We start from the raw sequence: 18,257 nt of genomic DNA, 5'->3' as shown, positions 1-18,257 counted from the left end.
GGCTTCAATGGGCTGGTTCAGCGTCTGTAAGGTCAATTACGTCAAGCAGGACTCTCCTTTTTCCGCTCAGGCAGCGGATAAAAGGATTGGTGTTTATCTGGTTGATGGTGAGTATTTCGCCATGGAAGATATCTGTCCCCATGCTAATGCATTACTCAGTCAGGGATTTGTGGATGGTGCGACCATCGAATGCCCTTTGCATGGCGCGTTGTTTGATATCCGAACTGGGCAGTGCTTGCGTGAGCCAGGTGATCGGGATTTAGTGATCTATCCGGTGCGGATCAATGGCGATCAGCTGGAGGTGAATTTGGGCGAGGGCGGCTAGTTTCAATCTGACCTTACCTTACCAGCAATGACGCCCGTATCATCACGGGCGTTTTGCATTAATAAGTTAGCTTGATTTACTTTTCGGTCGCAATGCGTTGACGAATATGGTCGGCACGCGCTTGCGAGGAGGGGTGATCATCAAACATGCTACTGGTGCGGCCTGCTTCCATGGTCGCCAGTTTTTCAAAGCTGGTCACCAAACCGTTAGGATCGATACCCCGTTTTTTCAGCAAATCGAATGAGTAATCATCAGCTTCACTCTCTTGCTTTTGTGAGAACTGGGCATTCACCAGCTTCTCGCCTATATCCGCTAGCTGAGACTGAGAAAGTTGCCCAGCAACGCCACCGGCGGATGCTGCGGCGGTGCGCAGGGCAGTGGTGCCGTAGGCCACTTGCATGGCCTTGCGAGTATGACCCAGTGCCACATGGCCCATTTCATGGCCGAGTACGCCTTCCACTTCATTGTCGGTCATCATGTCCATCAGGCCGCTATAGACGCGAATACAGCCGTTAGCCATCGCCCAAGCATTCACATCTTTAGTCACGTAAACCTTATAGTTGGCTGGCGTACCATTGATATTATCACCCAATGCGGCCGAGATCTTAGCCAGGCGCTTGCCGTAAGTGCTATCCGCTGGCGCAATTTGGGCCTTCTGATCCATTTCTGCGCAAGATTTCTCACTGAGATTTTTGACATCAGCATCGCTTAGGGTTGCGGCTTGAAATGCCTGTGCGCCAGACTGCATTAAGCCATCGGCATTCATATTTTGGCAGCCGCTAAGCAGTGCTGTTAGGCTCAGTGCAATCATAGAGGTACGAATTTTCATAACACTTTTTCCTGTGGTTACGCCATTTTTATCATTGGATAGGGCAGTTCTATTGGTGTCGGCAACGCATTATCTGTGGTTATCTATTCATCGTGCTTCGCCCACAGTAGCGGTCGTATTCTTGTCAACTATCGCATTAATAGCTGTTGAATCGACGGCGGTTGTTCTACTCTGTCGGCAATAGGTCTTGCCCTAAATTGTGGTTGCAACCTAAGGTTTGTACTGGTCTGTTTGCAAAAACAAGCAATTCCGGCCCCTCGAGTGTTTACCCGCTCATTGTGTGGCTAAAAACGCAGCGAGGTTACCCTGCCTTGGGCGTTACAGCTATAGCTTAATTCTGAAAATCAGCAGATTCCATTAGCCATTAATATGGAAGTTATAGCTCAATGTGGTTTTAGTGATTGCCGTTTCAATGCTGAGTCTGAGAAAATGGTAAACTTGAACGCTTTTTTTAATCCGACCTGGAGTAAAACATGTCCTCTCGTAAAGAGCTTGCCAACGCGATCCGCGCACTAAGCATGGACGCAGTGCAAAAAGCGAATTCCGGCCACCCGGGCGCCCCTATGGGCATGGCAGATATTGCCGAAGTTCTGTGGCGTGATTACCTGAACCATAATCCAACGAATCCACACTGGGCAGATCGCGACCGTTTCGTGTTGTCGAATGGTCACGGCTCCATGTTGATCTACAGCCTGCTGCACCTCACTGGCTATGATCTGCCGATGGAAGAGCTGAAAAACTTCCGCCAATTGCACTCTAAAACGCCAGGTCACCCAGAATATGGCTATACCGCTGGCGTAGAAACCACCACTGGTCCGCTGGGTCAGGGCATCGCTAATGCCGTTGGTTTTGCCATTGCAGAACGCACGCTGGGCGCGCAGTTTAACCGCCCTGGTCATGATGTTGTCGATCACCACACCTATGCCTTTATGGGCGACGGTTGCATGATGGAAGGCATCTCTCACGAAGTTTGCTCTCTGGCTGGCACCATGAAGCTGGGTAAACTGACCGCGTTCTACGATGACAACGGTATCTCTATCGATGGTCACGTTGAAGGTTGGTTTACCGATGATACTGCTGCCCGTTTCGAAGCTTACGGCTGGCACGTTGTTCGTGGTGTTGATGGTCATAACGCTGACGCCATCAAAGCCGCCATCGAACAAGCCCACAAAGTGACCGACAAGCCATCCTTGCTGATGTGCAAAACCATTATTGGTTTTGGCTCACCGAAGAAAGCCGGTACTCATGATTCACATGGTGCACCATTAGGTGCCGATGAAGTTGCGGCAACCCGTGTCGCACTGGGCTGGAAATACCCTCCATTCGAAATCCCGCAGGATATCTATGCTGCGTGGGATGCTAAAGAAGCGGGCCAAGCGAAAGAAGCGGCCTGGAACGAGAAGTTCGCCGCTTATGCTAAAGCCTATCCAGAACTGGCTGCTGAATTCAAACGTCGCGTAAGCGGTGAGCTGCCAGCTAACTGGGCGACTGAATCGAAGAAATTCATCGAACAGCTGCAAGCTAACCCGGCTAACATTGCTAGTCGCAAAGCCTCACAAAATGCGCTGGAAGCTTTCGGTAAAGTGTTACCTGAATTCCTCGGCGGCTCTGCTGACTTGGCACCAAGTAACCTGACTATCTGGTCTGGCTCTAAATCTCTGAGCGACGATCTGGCCGGTAACTACATTCACTACGGTGTCCGTGAATTTGGTATGTCTGCCATCATGAACGGCATCGCACTGCACGGTGGTTTCATCCCTTACGGCGCGACCTTCTTGATGTTTGTGGAATATGCCCGTAACGCAGTGCGTATGGCTGCACTGATGAAAATCCGCACCGTATTCGTTTACACCCATGACTCCATCGGTCTGGGTGAAGATGGCCCAACCCATCAGCCTGTTGAGCAGATGGCGAGCCTACGTGTTACGCCGAACATGAGCACTTGGCGTCCGTGTGACCAGGTTGAATCTGCGGTGGCATGGCAGTATGCCCTGGAACGTAAAGACGGCCCAAGCGCACTGATCTTCTCCCGTCAGAATCTGGCACAACAGCCACGTACTGCCGAGCAGTTAGCCAACATCTCTAAAGGTGCTTATGTGCTGAAAGATTGTGCGGGCCAACCTGAACTGATCTTTATCGCGACCGGTTCTGAAGTTGAACTGGCGGTTGCGGCTGCGGATCAACTGACCGCCGCTGGCCGTAAAGTGCGTGTTGTTTCTATGCCATCAACTGATGCATTCGACAAACAAGACGCGGCTTACCGTGAATCTGTATTGCCATCGTCTGTCAGCGCTCGCGTTGCAGTAGAAGCGGGTATTGCTGATTACTGGTACAAATACGTCGGCCTGAATGGCGCAGTGGTGGGTATGCACTCCTTCGGTGAATCTGCTCCAGCTGACTTGCTGTTCAAAGAGTTTGGCTTCACCGTAGAAAATGTGGTGGCGAAAGCTCAGGCGCTGTTGAAGTAATTTATCGCTCGAAAATGAGCAGCGTGTAAACGGTGATGATAATCCCGGTAATACGCCTGTTAAAAGACCGCTCCGGCGGTCTTTTTTTTCGCCAATTGATGGATGAATTGTGCCCTTTATCAGGCAGATATTCCTTTTATGATTGGTTTGGTTTATTCTGGCTGAAGCGTTTCAGTCATGATTCGTTTTCCGTTTCAGCCAAATTCGCTGAGGAAAAAGTCGGCTGTATTCTGGCTGAATTGTGATAAGACGATTAACATCTTAGGGTGCGGTGCAGTAGGCTATAGGGTTGCATGATAATAATCAGAATCAGGGAGTAACATGACAATCCGCATAGCGATAAATGGCTTTGGCCGCATTGGCCGCAGCGTTTTACGCGCATTGTATGAATCGGGTCGCCGGGCAGAGATTTCAGTGGTAGCGATTAATGAGTTGGCGAATGCGGAAGGGATGGCCCATCTGTTGAAGTACGACTCCAGCCATGGCCGGTTCGCTTGGGATGTTCGTCAGGAGTGTGACAGTTTATACGTCGGGGACGATATTATCCGGTTGATACATCAGCCAGAGATCGGGCAGTTACCCTGGGGTGAGTTAGGAATTGACGTGGTTCTGGATTGCAGCGGTGTGTATGGCAGCCGCGCAGATGGCGAGGCGCATTTAACCTCCGGTGCCAAAAAGGTACTGTTTGCCCATCCCGGCGGTCATGATTTGGATGCGACCGTGGTTTATGGGGTTAACCATCAGGATTTACAGGCTGAGCATCGAATTGTTTCCAATGCCTCCTGTACCACGAACTGTATTATTCCTATTATTCAGTTGTTGGATGATGCTTATGGTATCGAATCCGGCACTGTGACCACCATCCATTCATCAATGAATGACCAGCCCGTGATTGATGCTTATCATCAAGATTTACGCCGTACCCGAGCAGCAAGCCAGTCGATTATCCCCGTTGATACTAAACTGGCCGCAGGGATTACCCGTATTTTTCCGAAGTTTTGCGACAGGTTTGAAGCTATCTCGGTACGGGTACCAACCATCAATGTGACGGCTATCGATTTAAGCGTTAGCGTGACAAGCCCGGTTGGTGTGACTGAGGTTAACCAGCTTTTGCAAAAGGCAGCAAGAGGTTCATTTCGTGGTATAGTTGACTATACGGAATTACCCTTGGTGTCGACCGATTTTAACCATGATCCGCACAGTGCGATTGTCGATTGCACGCAGACGCGGGTCAGTGGGCAGCACCTGATTAAGACGTTGGTATGGTGCGATAACGAATGGGGTTTCGCCAATAGAATGTTGGATACGACATTGGCGATGGCCCGCAGTGGTTTCTAGTATGGTATACCAACGTCTTGTTTTTCCGTGATTTACTGCGGTTATATCAGCGTTGATGTGCAGCTTATGCAACTTTAAAGAGAATCAACAAGAGGATTCACCATGTCTGTAATTAAGATGACCGATCTGGATCTGGCTGGCAAACGCGTGCTGATCCGTGCGGACCTCAATGTTCCGGTAAAAGATGGCAAAGTGACTTCTGATGCGCGTATCCGTGCATCTTTGCCGACCATTGAAGCGGCACTGAAGCAAGGCGCGAAAGTAATGGTTACCTCTCACCTGGGTCGCCCGACCGAAGGCGAGTACAACGAAGAGTTCTCCTTGCTGCCCGTCGTTAACTACCTGAAAGACAAATTGTCTGCTCCGGTACGTCTGGCGAAAGATTATCTGGACGGCGTTGAAATTGCAGCTGGCGAGTTGGTTGTTCTGGAAAACGTTCGCTTTAACAAAGGCGAGAAGAAAGACGACGAAACGCTATCCAAAAAATATGCCGCACTTTGTGATGTGTATGTAATGGATGCATTTGGTACTGCTCACCGTGCTCAGGCATCGACTCACGGCGTGGGTAAATTTGCCCCTATCGCGTGTGCCGGCCCGCTGTTGTCAGCAGAGCTGGAAGCCTTGGGTAAAGCATTGGGTAACCCAGCGCGCCCAATGGTTGCTATCGTGGGTGGTTCTAAAGTTTCAACCAAACTGACTGTGCTGGGTGCGCTGTCTAAAATCGCTGACCAGCTGATTGTGGGTGGTGGTATTGCAAACACCTTCGTTGCCGCTCAAGGCCACAATGTCGGTAAATCGCTGTACGAAGCAGACCTGATTCCAGAAGCAAAACGCCTGCTGGAAACTTGCGATATCCCAGTTCCAACAGATGTTCGTGTTGCGACCGAGTTCTCTGAAACTGCCGCTGCAACACTGAAACCTGCTGATCAAATCAAAGATGATGAGCAAATTCTTGACTTGGGCGACGTGTCTGCACAACGTCTGGCTGAGATCCTGAAAAACGCCAAAACTATTCTGTGGAATGGCCCGGTTGGCGTGTTTGAGTTCCCTAACTTCCGTAAAGGGACCGAAATCGTTGCTCGTGCAATCGCAGACAGCGAAGCATTCTCTATCGCAGGTGGTGGTGACACGCTGGCAGCAATCGATCTGTTCGGCATTGCTGACAAAATCTCCTACATCTCTACTGGTGGCGGTGCATTCCTTGAGTTCGTAGAAGGGAAAAAACTGCCAGCGGTTGTGATGCTGGAAGAGCGCGCTAAGCAGTAATTTAGATAACGGGGGGCGAAAGCCACCCGTTTCGCTTTTAGCTCATGCAGCTAGGTAAGCGAAACCGATTTACATTTAGGGCCTATCCCATCGGATAGCTGCTATCTTCAGTCGACGAAACAGGACAACGTACATGTCTAAAATTTTTGATTTCGTAAAACCAGGTGTCATCACAGGTGATGACGTTCAGAAAGTGTTCGCAGTAGCAAAAGAAAACAACTTTGCTTTGCCAGCAGTTAACTGTGTCGGCACCGACTCTATCAACGCAGTGCTGGAAACAGCAGCCAAAGTGCGTGCACCGGTAATCGTTCAGTTCTCTAACGGTGGTGCAGCATTCATCGCAGGTAAAGGCGTGAAAGCAGAAGGCCAAGGCGCTGCGATTCTGGGTGCTATCTCTGGTGCCCATCACGTGCATCAAATGGCTGAGCACTATGGTGTTCCTGTTATCCTGCACACTGACCATTGCGCCAAGAAATTGCTGCCATGGTTAGACGGCTTGTTGGACGCAGGCGAGAAACACTTCGCAGCGACCGGCAAACCACTGTTCTCTTCTCACATGATTGACCTGTCCGAAGAGTCCCTGGAAGAGAACATCGAAATTTGCAGCAAATACCTGACTCGCATGGCGAAACTGGGTATGACACTGGAAATCGAACTGGGTTGTACTGGTGGTGAAGAAGATGGCGTGGACAACAGCCACATGGACGCATCTTCTCTGTACACTCAGCCACAAGACGTTGATTACGCGTACGAAAAATTGAACGCAATCAGCCCACGTTTCACCATCGCTGCCTCTTTCGGTAACGTACACGGTGTTTACAAACCAGGTAACGTGAAACTGACCCCGACTATTCTGCGTGATTCTCAGGATTATGTTTCTAAGAAACACAACCTGCCGCACAACAGCCTGAACTTCGTGTTCCATGGTGGTTCAGGTTCGACTGCTGCTGAAATCAAAGAAGCAGTAAGCTACGGCGTAGTGAAAATGAATATCGACACTGACACCCAATGGGCGACGTGGGAAGGTATTCTGAACTACTACAAAAAGAACGAAGGCTATCTGCAAGGCCAACTGGGTAACCCAGAAGGCGCGGACAAACCTAACAAGAAATTCTACGATCCACGTGCGTGGCTGCGTGCTGCACAGGTGACGATGATCGCTCGTTTGGAAAAAGCATTTGAAGAACTGAACGCGAAAGACGTTCTGTAATTTGATACTGATTCACGCGATATAAAAGGCCCTTCGGGGCCTTTTTTCGTTGGATGGATGCCCTAAATAAAGCGTGCTGTATACTGCGCCGAAGTTGATGCTTGCGGTACCCCTTGGGGCTGTTCGTCTTTAGCCCAAAGTGGTTTACCGTGCTTTTGTGCTAAAGTAATTAACTTATTCATTTGGTCCTCAGCCTGCACCATATATGGGCCACCTTGTTCACGCATGTCTTTAATAATGGATTCCAGACTCCGAGTCGAATCTGGATCGATTAACTCCATGGCGGCAATTAACTGCCCAGTACGCCCAGCACCGGCACTGCAATGAATGAATGGCAGCGCTTTTTGATCGGTGCCAGCAGCCCGGCTCCCCCCCTGTTCATAAAGAGAATATTTTTTACTATGGATTGTATTGACATATCTCGCTAATTCTTCCAATTTTTCAACAGATAGGCTTTCATGATCTGGCCACTGATTGACATGAATAACAGGAATGCCGATAGGTTTGCCAGTATGATTAATATCCTGCTGATTTGGCAGTTTGAGTTTGAAACACTCAATAGAGACATCAGTCGGTAAGGGAACATCCTTAAATTCAGCTAAAGATTCTGCATCGTTATAACTATATTGGGGGTCTTTAAAATAAATAGGATAAGGTTTTCTTTCAAAAGGAGAGTTAAGAATACGGTCTTCACCGATAATGACTAATACGGTTATGCGCTTTTCAGCCAGCGTATCACGATATAAATGAACAGCATCCTCTGTCGGAAACTGACTGCGGATGACCCCTTTAGGCGTCCCTAATTTGATATGGTTGGCTGGCAAATACGTACCATCTGGCGCAGTAATAGCAGTGCCCAGAGGAGTGTGTATATCGCCATGTCTTTTATATTTTTCATCAATATTTGCTAGCTTATAATCTGGATATTGCTGTTTTATTTTATTCTTGAGCTCTGCCTGATGCTCCTTGAGCATTTCTTTCAATTTATCGCTCTCAGTTAAAGGAACAGTTGTTTCAACTTGAGTAACGGGAGTGAAATCGAGTGGTGCCAGTCTTATTTTATTTCTATGCATGAAATATTCCTTTCCGCTATCTAGTTGGAATTTTCGGATACCTCAATATAGGGTTTGCCAACAAAGACGTATTTTATAAATAATCAGTTCTTTCTATTATTGAATAATTAAAAATACCTGTTTAGCAGCGAAATCGATGCTTTTCAGCTTTATCCAGTGCTATCTCAATTGGCAACACTCTCCATTGTTGGTTACCCTAGATAAGCTGTCTGCCTTATCAGCCAGCATTTTGCGGTGATTTTTTTGCGTAATCTCTCCCGTCGGGAGCTTTTTGTAGGATGGTTCAAATGGAAGAATTAAACGTAGTTGATGGTATCAATAACGCGAGTACCTGGTTGGTGGATAACCAAGATTTACTGATTCAGTATGCGGTTAATCTTGTCGCGGCACTATTGATTCTGACTGTCGGTTCGATCATCGCCAAGGTTGTTTCGCGCATGCTCGGCCGGGTCATGAAGTTACGGGGCATTGATGTCACGGTAGCGGATTTCCTGGCGGCAATGGCGCGTTACAGTATTCTGGCCTTCACCATCGTCGCGGTATTGGGCCGCCTTGGTGTGCAGACGGCATCAGTGATTGCCGTTATCGGGGCCGCCGGTTTGGCCGTGGGTTTGGCGCTGCAAGGCTCACTCTCCAACTTTGCTGCCGGTGTACTGTTGGTGGCCTTCCGTCCGTTTAAAGCGGGTGAGTATGTCGATCTGGGCGGCGTGGCAGGTACTGTGGTACAGGTGCAGATTTTCTCTACGACTCTGCGCACCGTTGATGACAAAATCATTGTGGTGCCAAATGGCAAAATCATCGCCAATAACATCATCAATACTAGCCGTGAACCAAACCGTCGTACCGATATGGTTATCGGCGTAGCCTATGATGCGGATATTGATGCGGTGAAGAAAGTGCTGGGTGACATCATTGCTGCTGATAAGCGTATTATGCACGATCTCGGCGTCACGATTCGCCTCAATGAAATGGCTCCCTCTTCCCTGAACTTCACGGTACGTGTCTGGACCACTAACGGCGATGCGATGGAGGTGTATTGGGATCTGATGGAGAACTTCAAACGCGCGTTGGATGCCCATAACATTGGCATTCCATACCCACAGATGGATGTACATTTACATCAGGTAGCCAAAGCGGAATCTACCCCATCGGCATAAATGTCGGGCCGCAGTAAACTCTGCCAAAACGGGCTATGATCGGCCCGTTTATCTTCTCCTCTTCTCACCAACGTGCTTCAATTTATCGATTATTAGTTTTACTTATAGTTGATAAGAAATATCAATTTCCTCTGATGATTAACTCCTCGTACTATGCTGCTAATCGTTCTCCTGGGTGCTCAGTCATTTCTGGGTCTTATTTAAAGGTAACAGTATGTTAGCTGTATTTTTGCAAGGCTTCGCCCTCAGTGCCGCCATGATTCTGCCCCTTGGGCCACAAAATGCCTTTGTGATGAATCAGGGTATCAAGCGCCAGCATCATTTGATGAGTGCATCACTCTGCGCCCTGAGTGACATCATCCTCATTTGTGCGGGTATTTTTGGTGGCAGCGCTCTACTGAGCCGCTCACCATTACTGCTGGCACTAGTGACTTGGGGTGGGGTGGCTTTCTTGCTGTGGTATGGCTGGGGGGCGTTAGTCGCCGCGTGGCGAGGTGATAGCGCCTCCGCGTCTGCCAATTCAGGTGCACAGGGCCGCTGGCCGATCCTGGTCACACTACTGGCGGTGACCTGGCTCAACCCCCATGTCTATCTCGATACTTTTGTGGTGCTGGGCAGCCTTGGTGGTCAACTGCTACCGGATGTCCGCCCTTGGTTTGCATTCGGTGCAGTAAGCGCTTCTGTTACTTGGTTTTTTGCTCTGGCGTTGCTGGCGGCATGGCTATCACCCTGGCTTAACCGCCCAACCTCGCAGCGGGTGATTAATTTACTGGTGGGGGGCGTGATGTGGTTTATTGCATTTCAGTTGGCGCTACAGGGATTAAATCTGTGAATTTTTATCATTAATCCGAATCCCATGCTTCATAAGATATGCTACGGTTGATGTGTTAACGGGATTATCGACGGCAAATTAATCACGCTGCCAATAAGATTCCAGCAAGTGTAATTAACTGCAAATATATTTGTGGCTGATTGAATTCACTGGTTATCTGGTAAACGTAGACTTATTTGTCATGCATATATTAGGAGGCACCGTGAAGTTGAAGACATTGGCTTTGGCCGCAATGATGGGATTAGGGACGTTACCTTTGGCGCTACAAGTTCAGGCTGCCGAAGTGCCAGAAGGGCCGCATGTTGTCACCTCCGGCACGGCCAGTGTTGATGCAACACCGGATATCGCCACCATCGCCATTGAGGTCAGTGTGTCGGCCAAAGATGCTGCCGATGCTAAGAAACAGGCAGATACCCGCGTCGCGCAATATTTTGATTTCTTACGTAAAAGCGGTATTGATAAGAAAGATATCAATGCGGCTAATATTCGCACCCAGCCTGAATACGATTACCAGAAAACCGGTGAAGCGGTATTGAAGGGTTACCGAGCGGTGCGTCAGGTTCAGGTCACCCTACGCCAGCTTGATAAGTTGAATGAGTTGCTGGATGGGGCGCTGAAATCGGGTCTGAATGAGATTCGCGCCGTTGAGCTTGGGGTCGCAAACCCAGACACCTACCGCGAACAGGTGCGTAAAAAAGCCATTGATAACGCCATTAGCCAAGCCGGTTCTTTAGCCGAAGGGTTTAAGGTCAAACTGGGGCCGGTTTACAGCATCCGTTACCATGTGGCGAACTACCAGCCAATGCCAGTAGCCCGCATGTTTAAGAGTGCTGAAGCGGCACCAGCCACGGATGCTGCCCAAACCTACGAACAGCAGACCATCAAGTTTGATGATCAGGTTGATGTGGTGTTTGAGCTGCAAACGGCGACCACTGCTGCCAAATAATTCAGTCCTGCCGCAATACCTGACGCCCGTAAGATAACAGGGCGTCAGTCACTTTCCTCATCGTCCGGCTTTCTGGTGCAAAGCGATGCCAGAACAGCATCCGCCGTTGCCGTAGCCCCGGTGTCAAATCAATCAATTCGCCTGACGCCAGCTCTTTTTCGATTTGCAGATGTGGGATCATGCAGCAAGTCGTGCCTTGCCTTGCTAACTGCACAAAGGCTTCCGACGAGTTAACGATATGGCAGGGTACGCTGCCGGGTGATAAATCAAAATTCTGCTGTAAAAACGCCTGATGCATATCATCCAAATGGTCAAAGGCCACCGCGGGTGCTTTCAGCAAGGCTGAGCGGGTCACGCCATTGGGGAAGTAGCGCTCAGCAAAGGGTTTGGACGCCACAAACAGATAGTCCAGCGCGCCCAGTTGATCGACCAAACAGCTCGGCAGCGGTTGTGGCTGGATACTGACCGCTCCCACCACCTCACCACGGCGTAGCCGCTCCTGGGTTCGAGTTTCATCTTCAACCTGCAAATTCAGCCGGATAGGGGAGTCTGCCAGCACCGGTTTCAATGCTGGTAGCAACCAGGTCGCCAGACTGTCGGCGTTGACCGCCAGTGAGAGCAGCAGCGGCGTGTCCACTCCGTTATCATTGCCGAGCCACTCCTCTTCCAGTAACTCAACTTGATGCAGCAACGCGAGCAGTTTCTGCCCCTGTTCTGTGGGGCGCGGGGGCACAGTGCGCACTAACAGCGGCTGACCGAACAGGTTCTCCAACTGCTTAATGCGTTGAGATACCGCCGATTGTGTGATGCAAAGTTTTTGTGCAGCGCGTTCAAAACCGCGTTCACGGATCACCGCGTCCAGCGCTTGTAGCGTACGGTAGTCTGGGCGTTTCATCGGAGTCATCTCTCCAAATATTAAGTCGATACGGCACTATGCCACATTTTGCCGCCACATTTTGGTCATTTTGCTTTGGCTGACCACTAAAGTGCCCGCCATAAATAAACCGGTATAACTGTGATCCAGCTAGAATTAACCGCGTCGTAAGCCCGCTTTATTGAGACGTTTTATCCTGTGCATGTTCTATAATGGATACAGTTTTTTCATACCATAGGCAGTGAACTCACCATGACTCAGGATGAACTTAAAAAAGCAGTGGGCTGGGCAGCATTAGATTACGTCAAACCCGGCACTATTGTCGGTGTGGGTACCGGCTCAACCGCAGCTCACTTTATTGATGCCCTCGGCTCCATCAAAAATCAAATTGAAGGGGCGGTTTCCAGCTCTGACGCTTCTACCGCGAAACTGAAAAGTTACGGCATTCATGTCTTTGATTGCAACGAAGTGGATGTGCTGGATATCTATGTTGATGGCGCGGATGAAATTAACGGCCATATGCAGATGATCAAAGGCGGTGGTGCGGCTCTGACCCGTGAAAAAATCATTGCAGCGATCGCCCGCAAGTTTATCTGCATCGCCGATGCGACCAAACAGGTTGATGTGCTGGGTAAGTTCCCGCTACCCGTCGAAGTGATCCCGATGGCCCGCTCTTATGTGGCGCGCGAATTGGTTAAGCTAGGTGGGCTACCTGAATATCGCCAAAATGTGCTGACCGATAACGGCAACGTTATTTTGGATGTGCACAATCTGACAATTTTGGATGCCGTTGCGTTAGAGAATAAAATCAACGGAATTGCCGGTGTTGTGACGGTGGGGTTATTTGCCAACCGTGGCGCTGATGTGGCACTGATTGGCACCGCTGAGGGTGTTAAGACGATAGTAAAATAATCGGCTAAATCATTTTCAGGATGAGGTGACGTTGCTTCATCCTGATCATTTTTTGTCTTTAAATATCTTTTCTTAAAAACGTTAAATTTGGTGATATATATCACATTTCGTCATTTCAATTTATTAACCTGCCATCAACCCGCTCACCGCCAGTTTTTTATTCCATAAATTAACATTCGTGCTGATTGTTATGCTGATAGGTAGGCAATCGTTTGTATTGCTGCCTGCGTAATATTTGTTATGTTGACAGGGTGCTGACCGGATTCATTCGATAGCGGCAGCCACATCTGAAGTCTGAAAATAGGGTCGGGGACATGGCAAAAGTATCACTGGAGAAAGACAGAATTAAGTTTCTGTTAGTGGAAGGGGTGCACCAGAGCACAGTTGATAATCTGCGTGCAGCCGGATATAGCAATATTGAATACCATAAAGGTGCCTTAGACACCGAATCACTGAAAGAATCTATTCGTGATGCCCACTTCGTCGGAATTCGATCGCGCACGCATCTGTCCGAAGAAGTTTTTGCCGCAGCAGAAAAATTGGTTGCGGTAGGTTGTTTCTGTATCGGTACCAATCAGGTTGATTTAAAGGCGGCCACCAAGCGCGGTGTGCCGGTATTCAATGCGCCTTTCTCCAATACCCGTTCGGTGGCCGAAATGGTGCTGGGCGAGTTACTGCTGATGTTCCGGGGCATTCCGTCGGCGAACGCCAAAGCCCATCGTGGTGAGTGGAATAAGCTGGCCGTCGGCTCCTATGAAGCCCGTGGTAAGAAACTGGGTATCATCGGTTATGGTCATATCGGTACCCAGTTGGGGATTCTGGCTGAAAGTGTCGGGATGAAAGTGTTCTTCTACGATATCGAAAATAAGTTGTCGTTGGGGAATGCACAACAGGTCCGCCACCTGTCTGACTTGCTGAATATGAGTGATGTGATCAGCCTGCATGTGCCGGAAAACCACTCCACCAAAAACATGATTGGCCCTGAGCAGTTGGCCCTGATGAAGCCGGGCGCGATGCTGATTAACGCCTCTCGCGGTACGGTGGTTGATATCCCGGCCCTGTGTGAGGTTCTGGCGAGTAACCATCTGGCGGGGGCAGCAATCGACGTCTTCCCTGAAGAGCCCGCTACCAATAAAGACCCGTTCAATTCACCATTGTGCGAGTTCGACAATGTGCTATTGACTCCGCATATCGGTGGTTCAACTCAGGAAGCGCAGGAGAATATCGGTGACGAAGTGGCCGGTAAACTGGCGAAGTATTCCGACAACGGCTCTACGCTGTCAGCGGTAAACTTCCCGGAAGTTTCTCTGCCCGCTCATGGCGATAACACCCGTCGTCTGCTGCATATCCATGAGAATCGCCCAGGCATTCTGACCAGCATTAACAAAATTTTTGCTGAGCAGAACGTCAACATTGCCGCGCAGTATTTGCAAACCAGCGCTGAAATCGGTTACGTCGTGATCGATGTTGAAACGGATGATGCGGAAAATGCAGAAAAAGCGTTGCAGGCCATGAAGTCGATTCCAGGGACTATCCGCGCACGTTTACTGTATTAGTATTTACTGTATAGATAGCGAATAGCACCTGATAACCCGGTATCTGCTGATATCGGGTTTTTTATCGCCTAAAAACTCAGTCTCACCAGCGCCACACTTTCTCGGGTGTCACAATCTCCGGCAAAGGCACATCCCAATATTCACTAGGTAAATACTCGACGCGTTGGCAATCATGAGCCAGTCCAATGGGATAGGGGCCACCTTGCTGCCAGTGTTGTAGCGTGCGGTCATAAAAACCGCCACCCATCCCTAAGCGCTGTCCATGGCTATCAAAGGCCACCAGCGGCGTTATCATCACATCCAGTCGATTGAGGGGCAGAACCTCACGCACATTAAGCTGTGGTTCCAGGATTTTCAGGCGATTACGGATGAGCTGGCTGTTGGGGCGATAGCGGAGAAATAATAAATTACCGGGGCTGAAAGGGTGGAGAACCGGCAGGTAAACCTGTTTTTGCTGCTGCCACAACATCTCAATGATAGGGCCGGTATTCAGCTCGCCATCAAAGGAAAGAAATAGCGCCACAGTGCTGGCCTGATGAATTTTATCATGGGCAGCGAGATGACAGGTGGCCAAATCGGCAGCGTGCCGCTGTTGTTCAGGCGTTAAAAGACGCCGACGCTCACGAATTTCTTGACGAATGTTTTGCCGCTCAAGGGCGTGTTGTGGATTCAAAGCATGTTGCGGGCTTAAAAGCATGTGATTGACTTAAAGGCGTGGAGAATGGCTTATGTCACATCGAACGTGATAACTCAAAATATCAGTTACCCGATAAGAAAGGGATCTCCGAGATGCCGCCGCAGGCTGTAACCCTTGAACCCATGGTTCAAGGTGAACGCAGCGTCGCAACCTTAAGGCTTCTCGGCGGACCGAGCATGCGCACCGGTTACGGAGGCACTACATTCTGTTGGTATTAATTATCGGCTCAGGGGACGGGCCCGCTGGCAAACACCTCAGAGAAATTCTTTACTCGCTATTGAATCTATCATTCAACAGAGATTTATTCAAACTGTGCATCCTGACGTTCAGAGATGCGACCTTGTTCAAGCAACGCCTGTTCAATGGTCTGTTGTAACATCCGAATACGTTGCTCCATATTGGATGCGTAGTCACGGGTTTTCAACCTTTCCTGAGCTAATTCGTGACAGACGTTCAATGCCGCGATAAAAACTAACTGCTCGGTATTTGTGACTCTAGTGCGAACTTTAAGATCTTGCAACCGTTGGTTAAGATCTTCTGCAGCCATATTCAACGCTTCTTGTTGTTCTGGCGGACAGTTAACTCTTAACGAGCGACCAAAAATTTGAATATCTACCGGTTGTGCAGACATGCCACCTTCCTGACTAATTTTCGCGCCAGCCTTGAAAACCAGAGACAAATTGCTCGTAGCTGCAAAGCGGGCGTCACTATATATACCTGTTTACCAAGATACAACCACTTTGTGGCTATGCGTTTTCTGGTATAGGGACTGAGCTTGATGGTAGCATAACATGAACTTATCCAGCCAACGATGACCAATACGCATGTCTATAGAGAATACATTACCAACTTATCAATCCGTTGCCCTGGCGTTGAACCAGCAAGCAGTGGCATTAACCCCTGCTGAAATGCATGGACTCATCAGCGGCATGCTCTGCGGCGGCAGTAAAGACGAGGGCTGGCGCGTGATGGTGCATGATCTGACCAACGACGGCGTTGCCTTCCCACAAACGCTGGGTTTGCAGTTACAGCAGTTACATCAAGCAACACAAGATGCGTTGGAAAATGAAGGCTTTATGTTTCAGTTGCTGATCCCTGAAGGCGACGATATTACGGTATTTGAGCGCGCTGATGCACTATCTGGTTGGGTGAACCATTTCCTACTAGGACTGGGGATGCTGCAACCGAAATTGGCGCAGGTGAAAGGGGAAGTGGGTGAAGCCATTGATGATCTGCGTAATATCGCTCAGTTAGGCTATGACGAAGATGAAGATCAAGAAGAGTTGGCCCAGTCTTTAGAAGAGGTCATCGAGTATGTGCGTGTGGCGTCTATTTTGTGCCATATCGAATTTACTCAAGAAAAACCTACAGCGCCAGAGATGCGCAAGCCGACGCTACATTAAGCGAACCCGTGTTGTACGTTGGATGATGAAAACCGGATGTTTCAGGAGGGTATAATGACTCAGCAAGAGTACCAGAACCGCCGTCAGGCGATATTGGCGAAGATGGCTCCGGGCAGTGCGGCAATTTTTTTTGCGGCACCAGAAGCCACACGTAGCGCGGATTCTGAATATCCTTATCGGCAGAACAGCGATTTTAGCTACCTGACTGGCTTTAATGAGCCGGAGGCGGTGCTGATTCTGGTGAAAAGCGATGAGACTCATAACCACAGCGTGCTGTTTAACCGGGTGCGGGATTTAACCGCTGAAATCTGGTTTGGTCGCCGTTTAGGGCAAGAAGCGGCCCCCGCTAAGTTAGGGGTCGATCGTGCATTACCTTTCGATGAAATCGACGAACAACTCTATCTGCTGCTTAATCGTCTTGATGTGGTTTACCACGCGCAGGGCCAATACGCTTACGCGGATAACATTGTCTTTGCCGCCTTAGAACAATTACGTAACGGTTTTCGTAAAAATCTGCGTGCACCCGCGACCTTAACGGACTGGCGACCTTGGCTACATGAGATGCGCCTATTCAAGTCCGAAGAGGAGATTGCCGTGCTGCGCCGTGCCGGTGAAATCAGTGCGTTGGCCCATACCCGTGCGATGGAAAAATGTCGCCCCGGTATGTTTGAGTACCATCTGGAAGGGGAGATTCTGCATGAATTTACCCGCCACGGTGCGCGCTATCCGGCTTATAACACCATCGTCGGCGGCGGTGAAAACGGCTGCATCCTGCATTACACCGAAAATGAGTGTGAACTACGGGATGGCGAGCTGGTGCTCATCGATGCGGGCTGCGAATATCAGGGCTACGCGGGCGATATCACCCGCACCTTCCCGGTTAACGGCAAATTCACTCCAGCGCAGCGGGCGATTTATGACATCGTGCTCGCCTCCATTAACAAATCACTGGAGCTGTTCCGCCCCGGCACCAGCATCCGCGAAGTGACGGAGCAGGTGGTGCGGATCATGGTCACTGGCTTGGTCGATTTGGGTATTCTGAAAGGCGATATCGAGCATCTCATCGTGGAGCAGGCCCATAAGCTATTCTTTATGCATGGGTTGAGCCACTGGCTGGGGCTGGATGTCCACGATGTCGGCGACTATATCAACAGCGATCGTGGCCGCACGCTTGAGCCAGGCATGGTACTGACCATTGAACCGGGCCTCTACATCGCGCCAGATGCGGATGTTCCCGCGCAATATCGCGGCATTGGTATCCGTATCGAGGATGACATCGTGATCACCGCTGATGGCAATGAAAACCTCACCGCCAGTGTGGTAAAAGATCCCGATGCCATTGAAGCCTTAATGGCGGCGGCGAGATAACTC

Annotated in this window: 17 protein-coding genes and 1 other RNA gene; 12 read left to right on the top strand and 6 right to left on the bottom strand. The window is 49.6% G+C overall.

What is annotated here, in order from left to right; translation table 11 throughout:
- Positions 1-7: 7 nt before the first annotated feature.
- Complete coding sequence (locus ACZ76_RS05230; RefSeq protein ID WP_048617438.1) at positions 8-325, top strand: non-heme iron oxygenase ferredoxin subunit; 318 nt, start codon at positions 8-10, stop codon at positions 323-325.
- 76 nt (positions 326-401) lie between these two features.
- On the opposite strand, the gene loiP is transcribed toward ACZ76_RS05230, so the two are convergent.
- The gene (gene loiP, locus ACZ76_RS05225; RefSeq protein ID WP_048617436.1) at positions 402-1,154 is read right to left on the bottom strand and encodes a metalloprotease LoiP; all 753 of its coding nucleotides are present in this window, start codon (positions 1,152-1,154) and stop codon (positions 402-404) included.
- Positions 1,155-1,627: 473 nt separating this feature from the next.
- On the opposite strand from loiP, the gene tkt reads away from it, so the two are divergent.
- The 4 genes from tkt (at position 1,628) to fbaA (ending at position 7,436) form a co-directional block, all read left to right on the top strand.
- The gene (gene tkt / locus ACZ76_RS05220) at positions 1,628-3,622 is read left to right on the top strand and encodes a transketolase (protein ID WP_048617433.1); all 1,995 of its coding nucleotides are present in this window, start codon (positions 1,628-1,630) and stop codon (positions 3,620-3,622) included.
- A gap of 321 nt (positions 3,623-3,943) precedes the next feature.
- The gene (gene epd / locus ACZ76_RS05210) at positions 3,944-4,960 is read left to right on the top strand and encodes an erythrose-4-phosphate dehydrogenase (RefSeq protein WP_048617430.1); all 1,017 of its coding nucleotides are present in this window, start codon (positions 3,944-3,946) and stop codon (positions 4,958-4,960) included.
- Between the two features lie 102 nt (positions 4,961-5,062).
- Positions 5,063-6,226, top strand: coding sequence for a phosphoglycerate kinase (pgk, locus tag ACZ76_RS05205; protein WP_048617428.1), 1,164 nt, complete (start codon positions 5,063-5,065; stop codon positions 6,224-6,226).
- A gap of 133 nt (positions 6,227-6,359) precedes the next feature.
- Positions 6,360-7,436 carry a class II fructose-bisphosphate aldolase gene (gene fbaA, locus ACZ76_RS05200; protein ID WP_004876708.1) on the top strand — a complete coding sequence of 359 codons (1,077 nt, stop codon included), beginning with the start codon at positions 6,360-6,362 and terminating at the stop codon, positions 7,434-7,436.
- 62 nt (positions 7,437-7,498) lie between these two features.
- Here fbaA and ACZ76_RS05195 read toward each other — a convergent pair whose 3' ends face one another.
- Entirely contained in the window at positions 7,499-8,509 is a 1,011-nt protein-coding gene (locus ACZ76_RS05195; protein WP_048617425.1) for a protein-tyrosine phosphatase family protein, read from the bottom strand.
- A 287-nt stretch (positions 8,510-8,796) separates the two neighbouring features.
- Here ACZ76_RS05195 and mscS point away from each other — a divergent pair, with 287 nt between their 5' ends.
- From mscS to ACZ76_RS05180, 3 genes are all read left to right on the top strand, one after another.
- On the top strand, positions 8,797-9,666 hold the full coding sequence (gene mscS / locus ACZ76_RS05190) for a small-conductance mechanosensitive channel MscS (protein WP_048617423.1): 870 nt from the start codon (positions 8,797-8,799) through the stop codon (positions 9,664-9,666).
- A gap of 214 nt (positions 9,667-9,880) precedes the next feature.
- Positions 9,881-10,498, top strand: coding sequence for an arginine exporter ArgO (gene argO / locus ACZ76_RS05185; protein WP_048617422.1), 618 nt, complete (start codon positions 9,881-9,883; stop codon positions 10,496-10,498).
- Between the two features lie 202 nt (positions 10,499-10,700).
- Positions 10,701-11,444: an oxidative stress defense protein gene (locus tag ACZ76_RS05180; RefSeq protein ID WP_048617420.1), complete on the top strand. Its 744-nt coding sequence runs from the start codon at positions 10,701-10,703 to the stop codon at positions 11,442-11,444.
- 1 nt (position 11,445) lies between these two features.
- Here ACZ76_RS05180 and ACZ76_RS05175 read toward each other — a convergent pair whose 3' ends face one another.
- Positions 11,446-12,339 carry a LysR family transcriptional regulator ArgP gene (locus tag ACZ76_RS05175; RefSeq protein WP_005277835.1) on the bottom strand — a complete coding sequence of 298 codons (894 nt, stop codon included), beginning with the start codon at positions 12,337-12,339 and terminating at the stop codon, positions 11,446-11,448.
- A gap of 231 nt (positions 12,340-12,570) precedes the next feature.
- Between ACZ76_RS05175 and rpiA the strand changes: the two genes are divergently transcribed.
- Together rpiA and serA are read left to right on the top strand one after the other, a co-directional pair.
- A complete protein-coding gene (gene rpiA, locus ACZ76_RS05170) occupies positions 12,571-13,230 on the top strand; it encodes a ribose-5-phosphate isomerase RpiA (RefSeq protein WP_048617417.1) in 660 nt (219 codons plus the stop codon).
- A gap of 314 nt (positions 13,231-13,544) precedes the next feature.
- Positions 13,545-14,786, top strand: a complete 1,242-nt coding sequence (gene serA / locus ACZ76_RS05165) for a phosphoglycerate dehydrogenase (RefSeq protein ID WP_048617415.1) — start codon at positions 13,545-13,547, stop codon at positions 14,784-14,786.
- An 82-nt stretch (positions 14,787-14,868) separates the two neighbouring features.
- Here serA and ACZ76_RS05160 read toward each other — a convergent pair whose 3' ends face one another.
- The 3 genes from ACZ76_RS05160 to zapA all read right to left on the bottom strand — a co-directional run bounded on the left by ACZ76_RS05160 (position 14,869) and on the right by zapA (position 16,114).
- Positions 14,869-15,483, bottom strand: coding sequence for a 5-formyltetrahydrofolate cyclo-ligase (locus ACZ76_RS05160; RefSeq protein ID WP_048617413.1), 615 nt, complete (start codon positions 15,481-15,483; stop codon positions 14,869-14,871).
- 80 nt (positions 15,484-15,563) lie between these two features.
- A non-coding RNA gene (gene ssrS / locus ACZ76_RS18150) (6S RNA) lies at positions 15,564-15,747 on the bottom strand.
- Between the two features lie 37 nt (positions 15,748-15,784).
- On the bottom strand, positions 15,785-16,114 hold the full coding sequence (gene zapA, locus ACZ76_RS05155) for a cell division protein ZapA (protein WP_048617411.1): 330 nt from the start codon (positions 16,112-16,114) through the stop codon (positions 15,785-15,787).
- A gap of 193 nt (positions 16,115-16,307) precedes the next feature.
- Between zapA and ACZ76_RS05150 the strand changes: the two genes are divergently transcribed.
- Positions 16,308-16,886: a YecA/YgfB family protein gene (locus ACZ76_RS05150; RefSeq protein ID WP_048617408.1), complete on the top strand. Its 579-nt coding sequence runs from the start codon at positions 16,308-16,310 to the stop codon at positions 16,884-16,886.
- Between the two features lie 54 nt (positions 16,887-16,940).
- Positions 16,941-18,254 (top strand): Xaa-Pro aminopeptidase, encoded by a 1,314-nt coding sequence (gene pepP / locus ACZ76_RS05145; protein WP_048617406.1) that lies wholly within the window; start codon positions 16,941-16,943, stop codon positions 18,252-18,254.
- The last annotated feature ends 3 nt before the right edge of the window (positions 18,255-18,257 follow it).

The sequence above is a fragment of the Yersinia aleksiciae genome (genome assembly GCF_001047675.1).
Taxonomy (GTDB): domain Bacteria; phylum Pseudomonadota; class Gammaproteobacteria; order Enterobacterales; family Enterobacteriaceae; genus Yersinia; species Yersinia aleksiciae.
The sequence above is the reverse complement of the archived record's forward strand: the minus strand, read 5'-3'. Positions and strand labels throughout refer to the sequence as shown.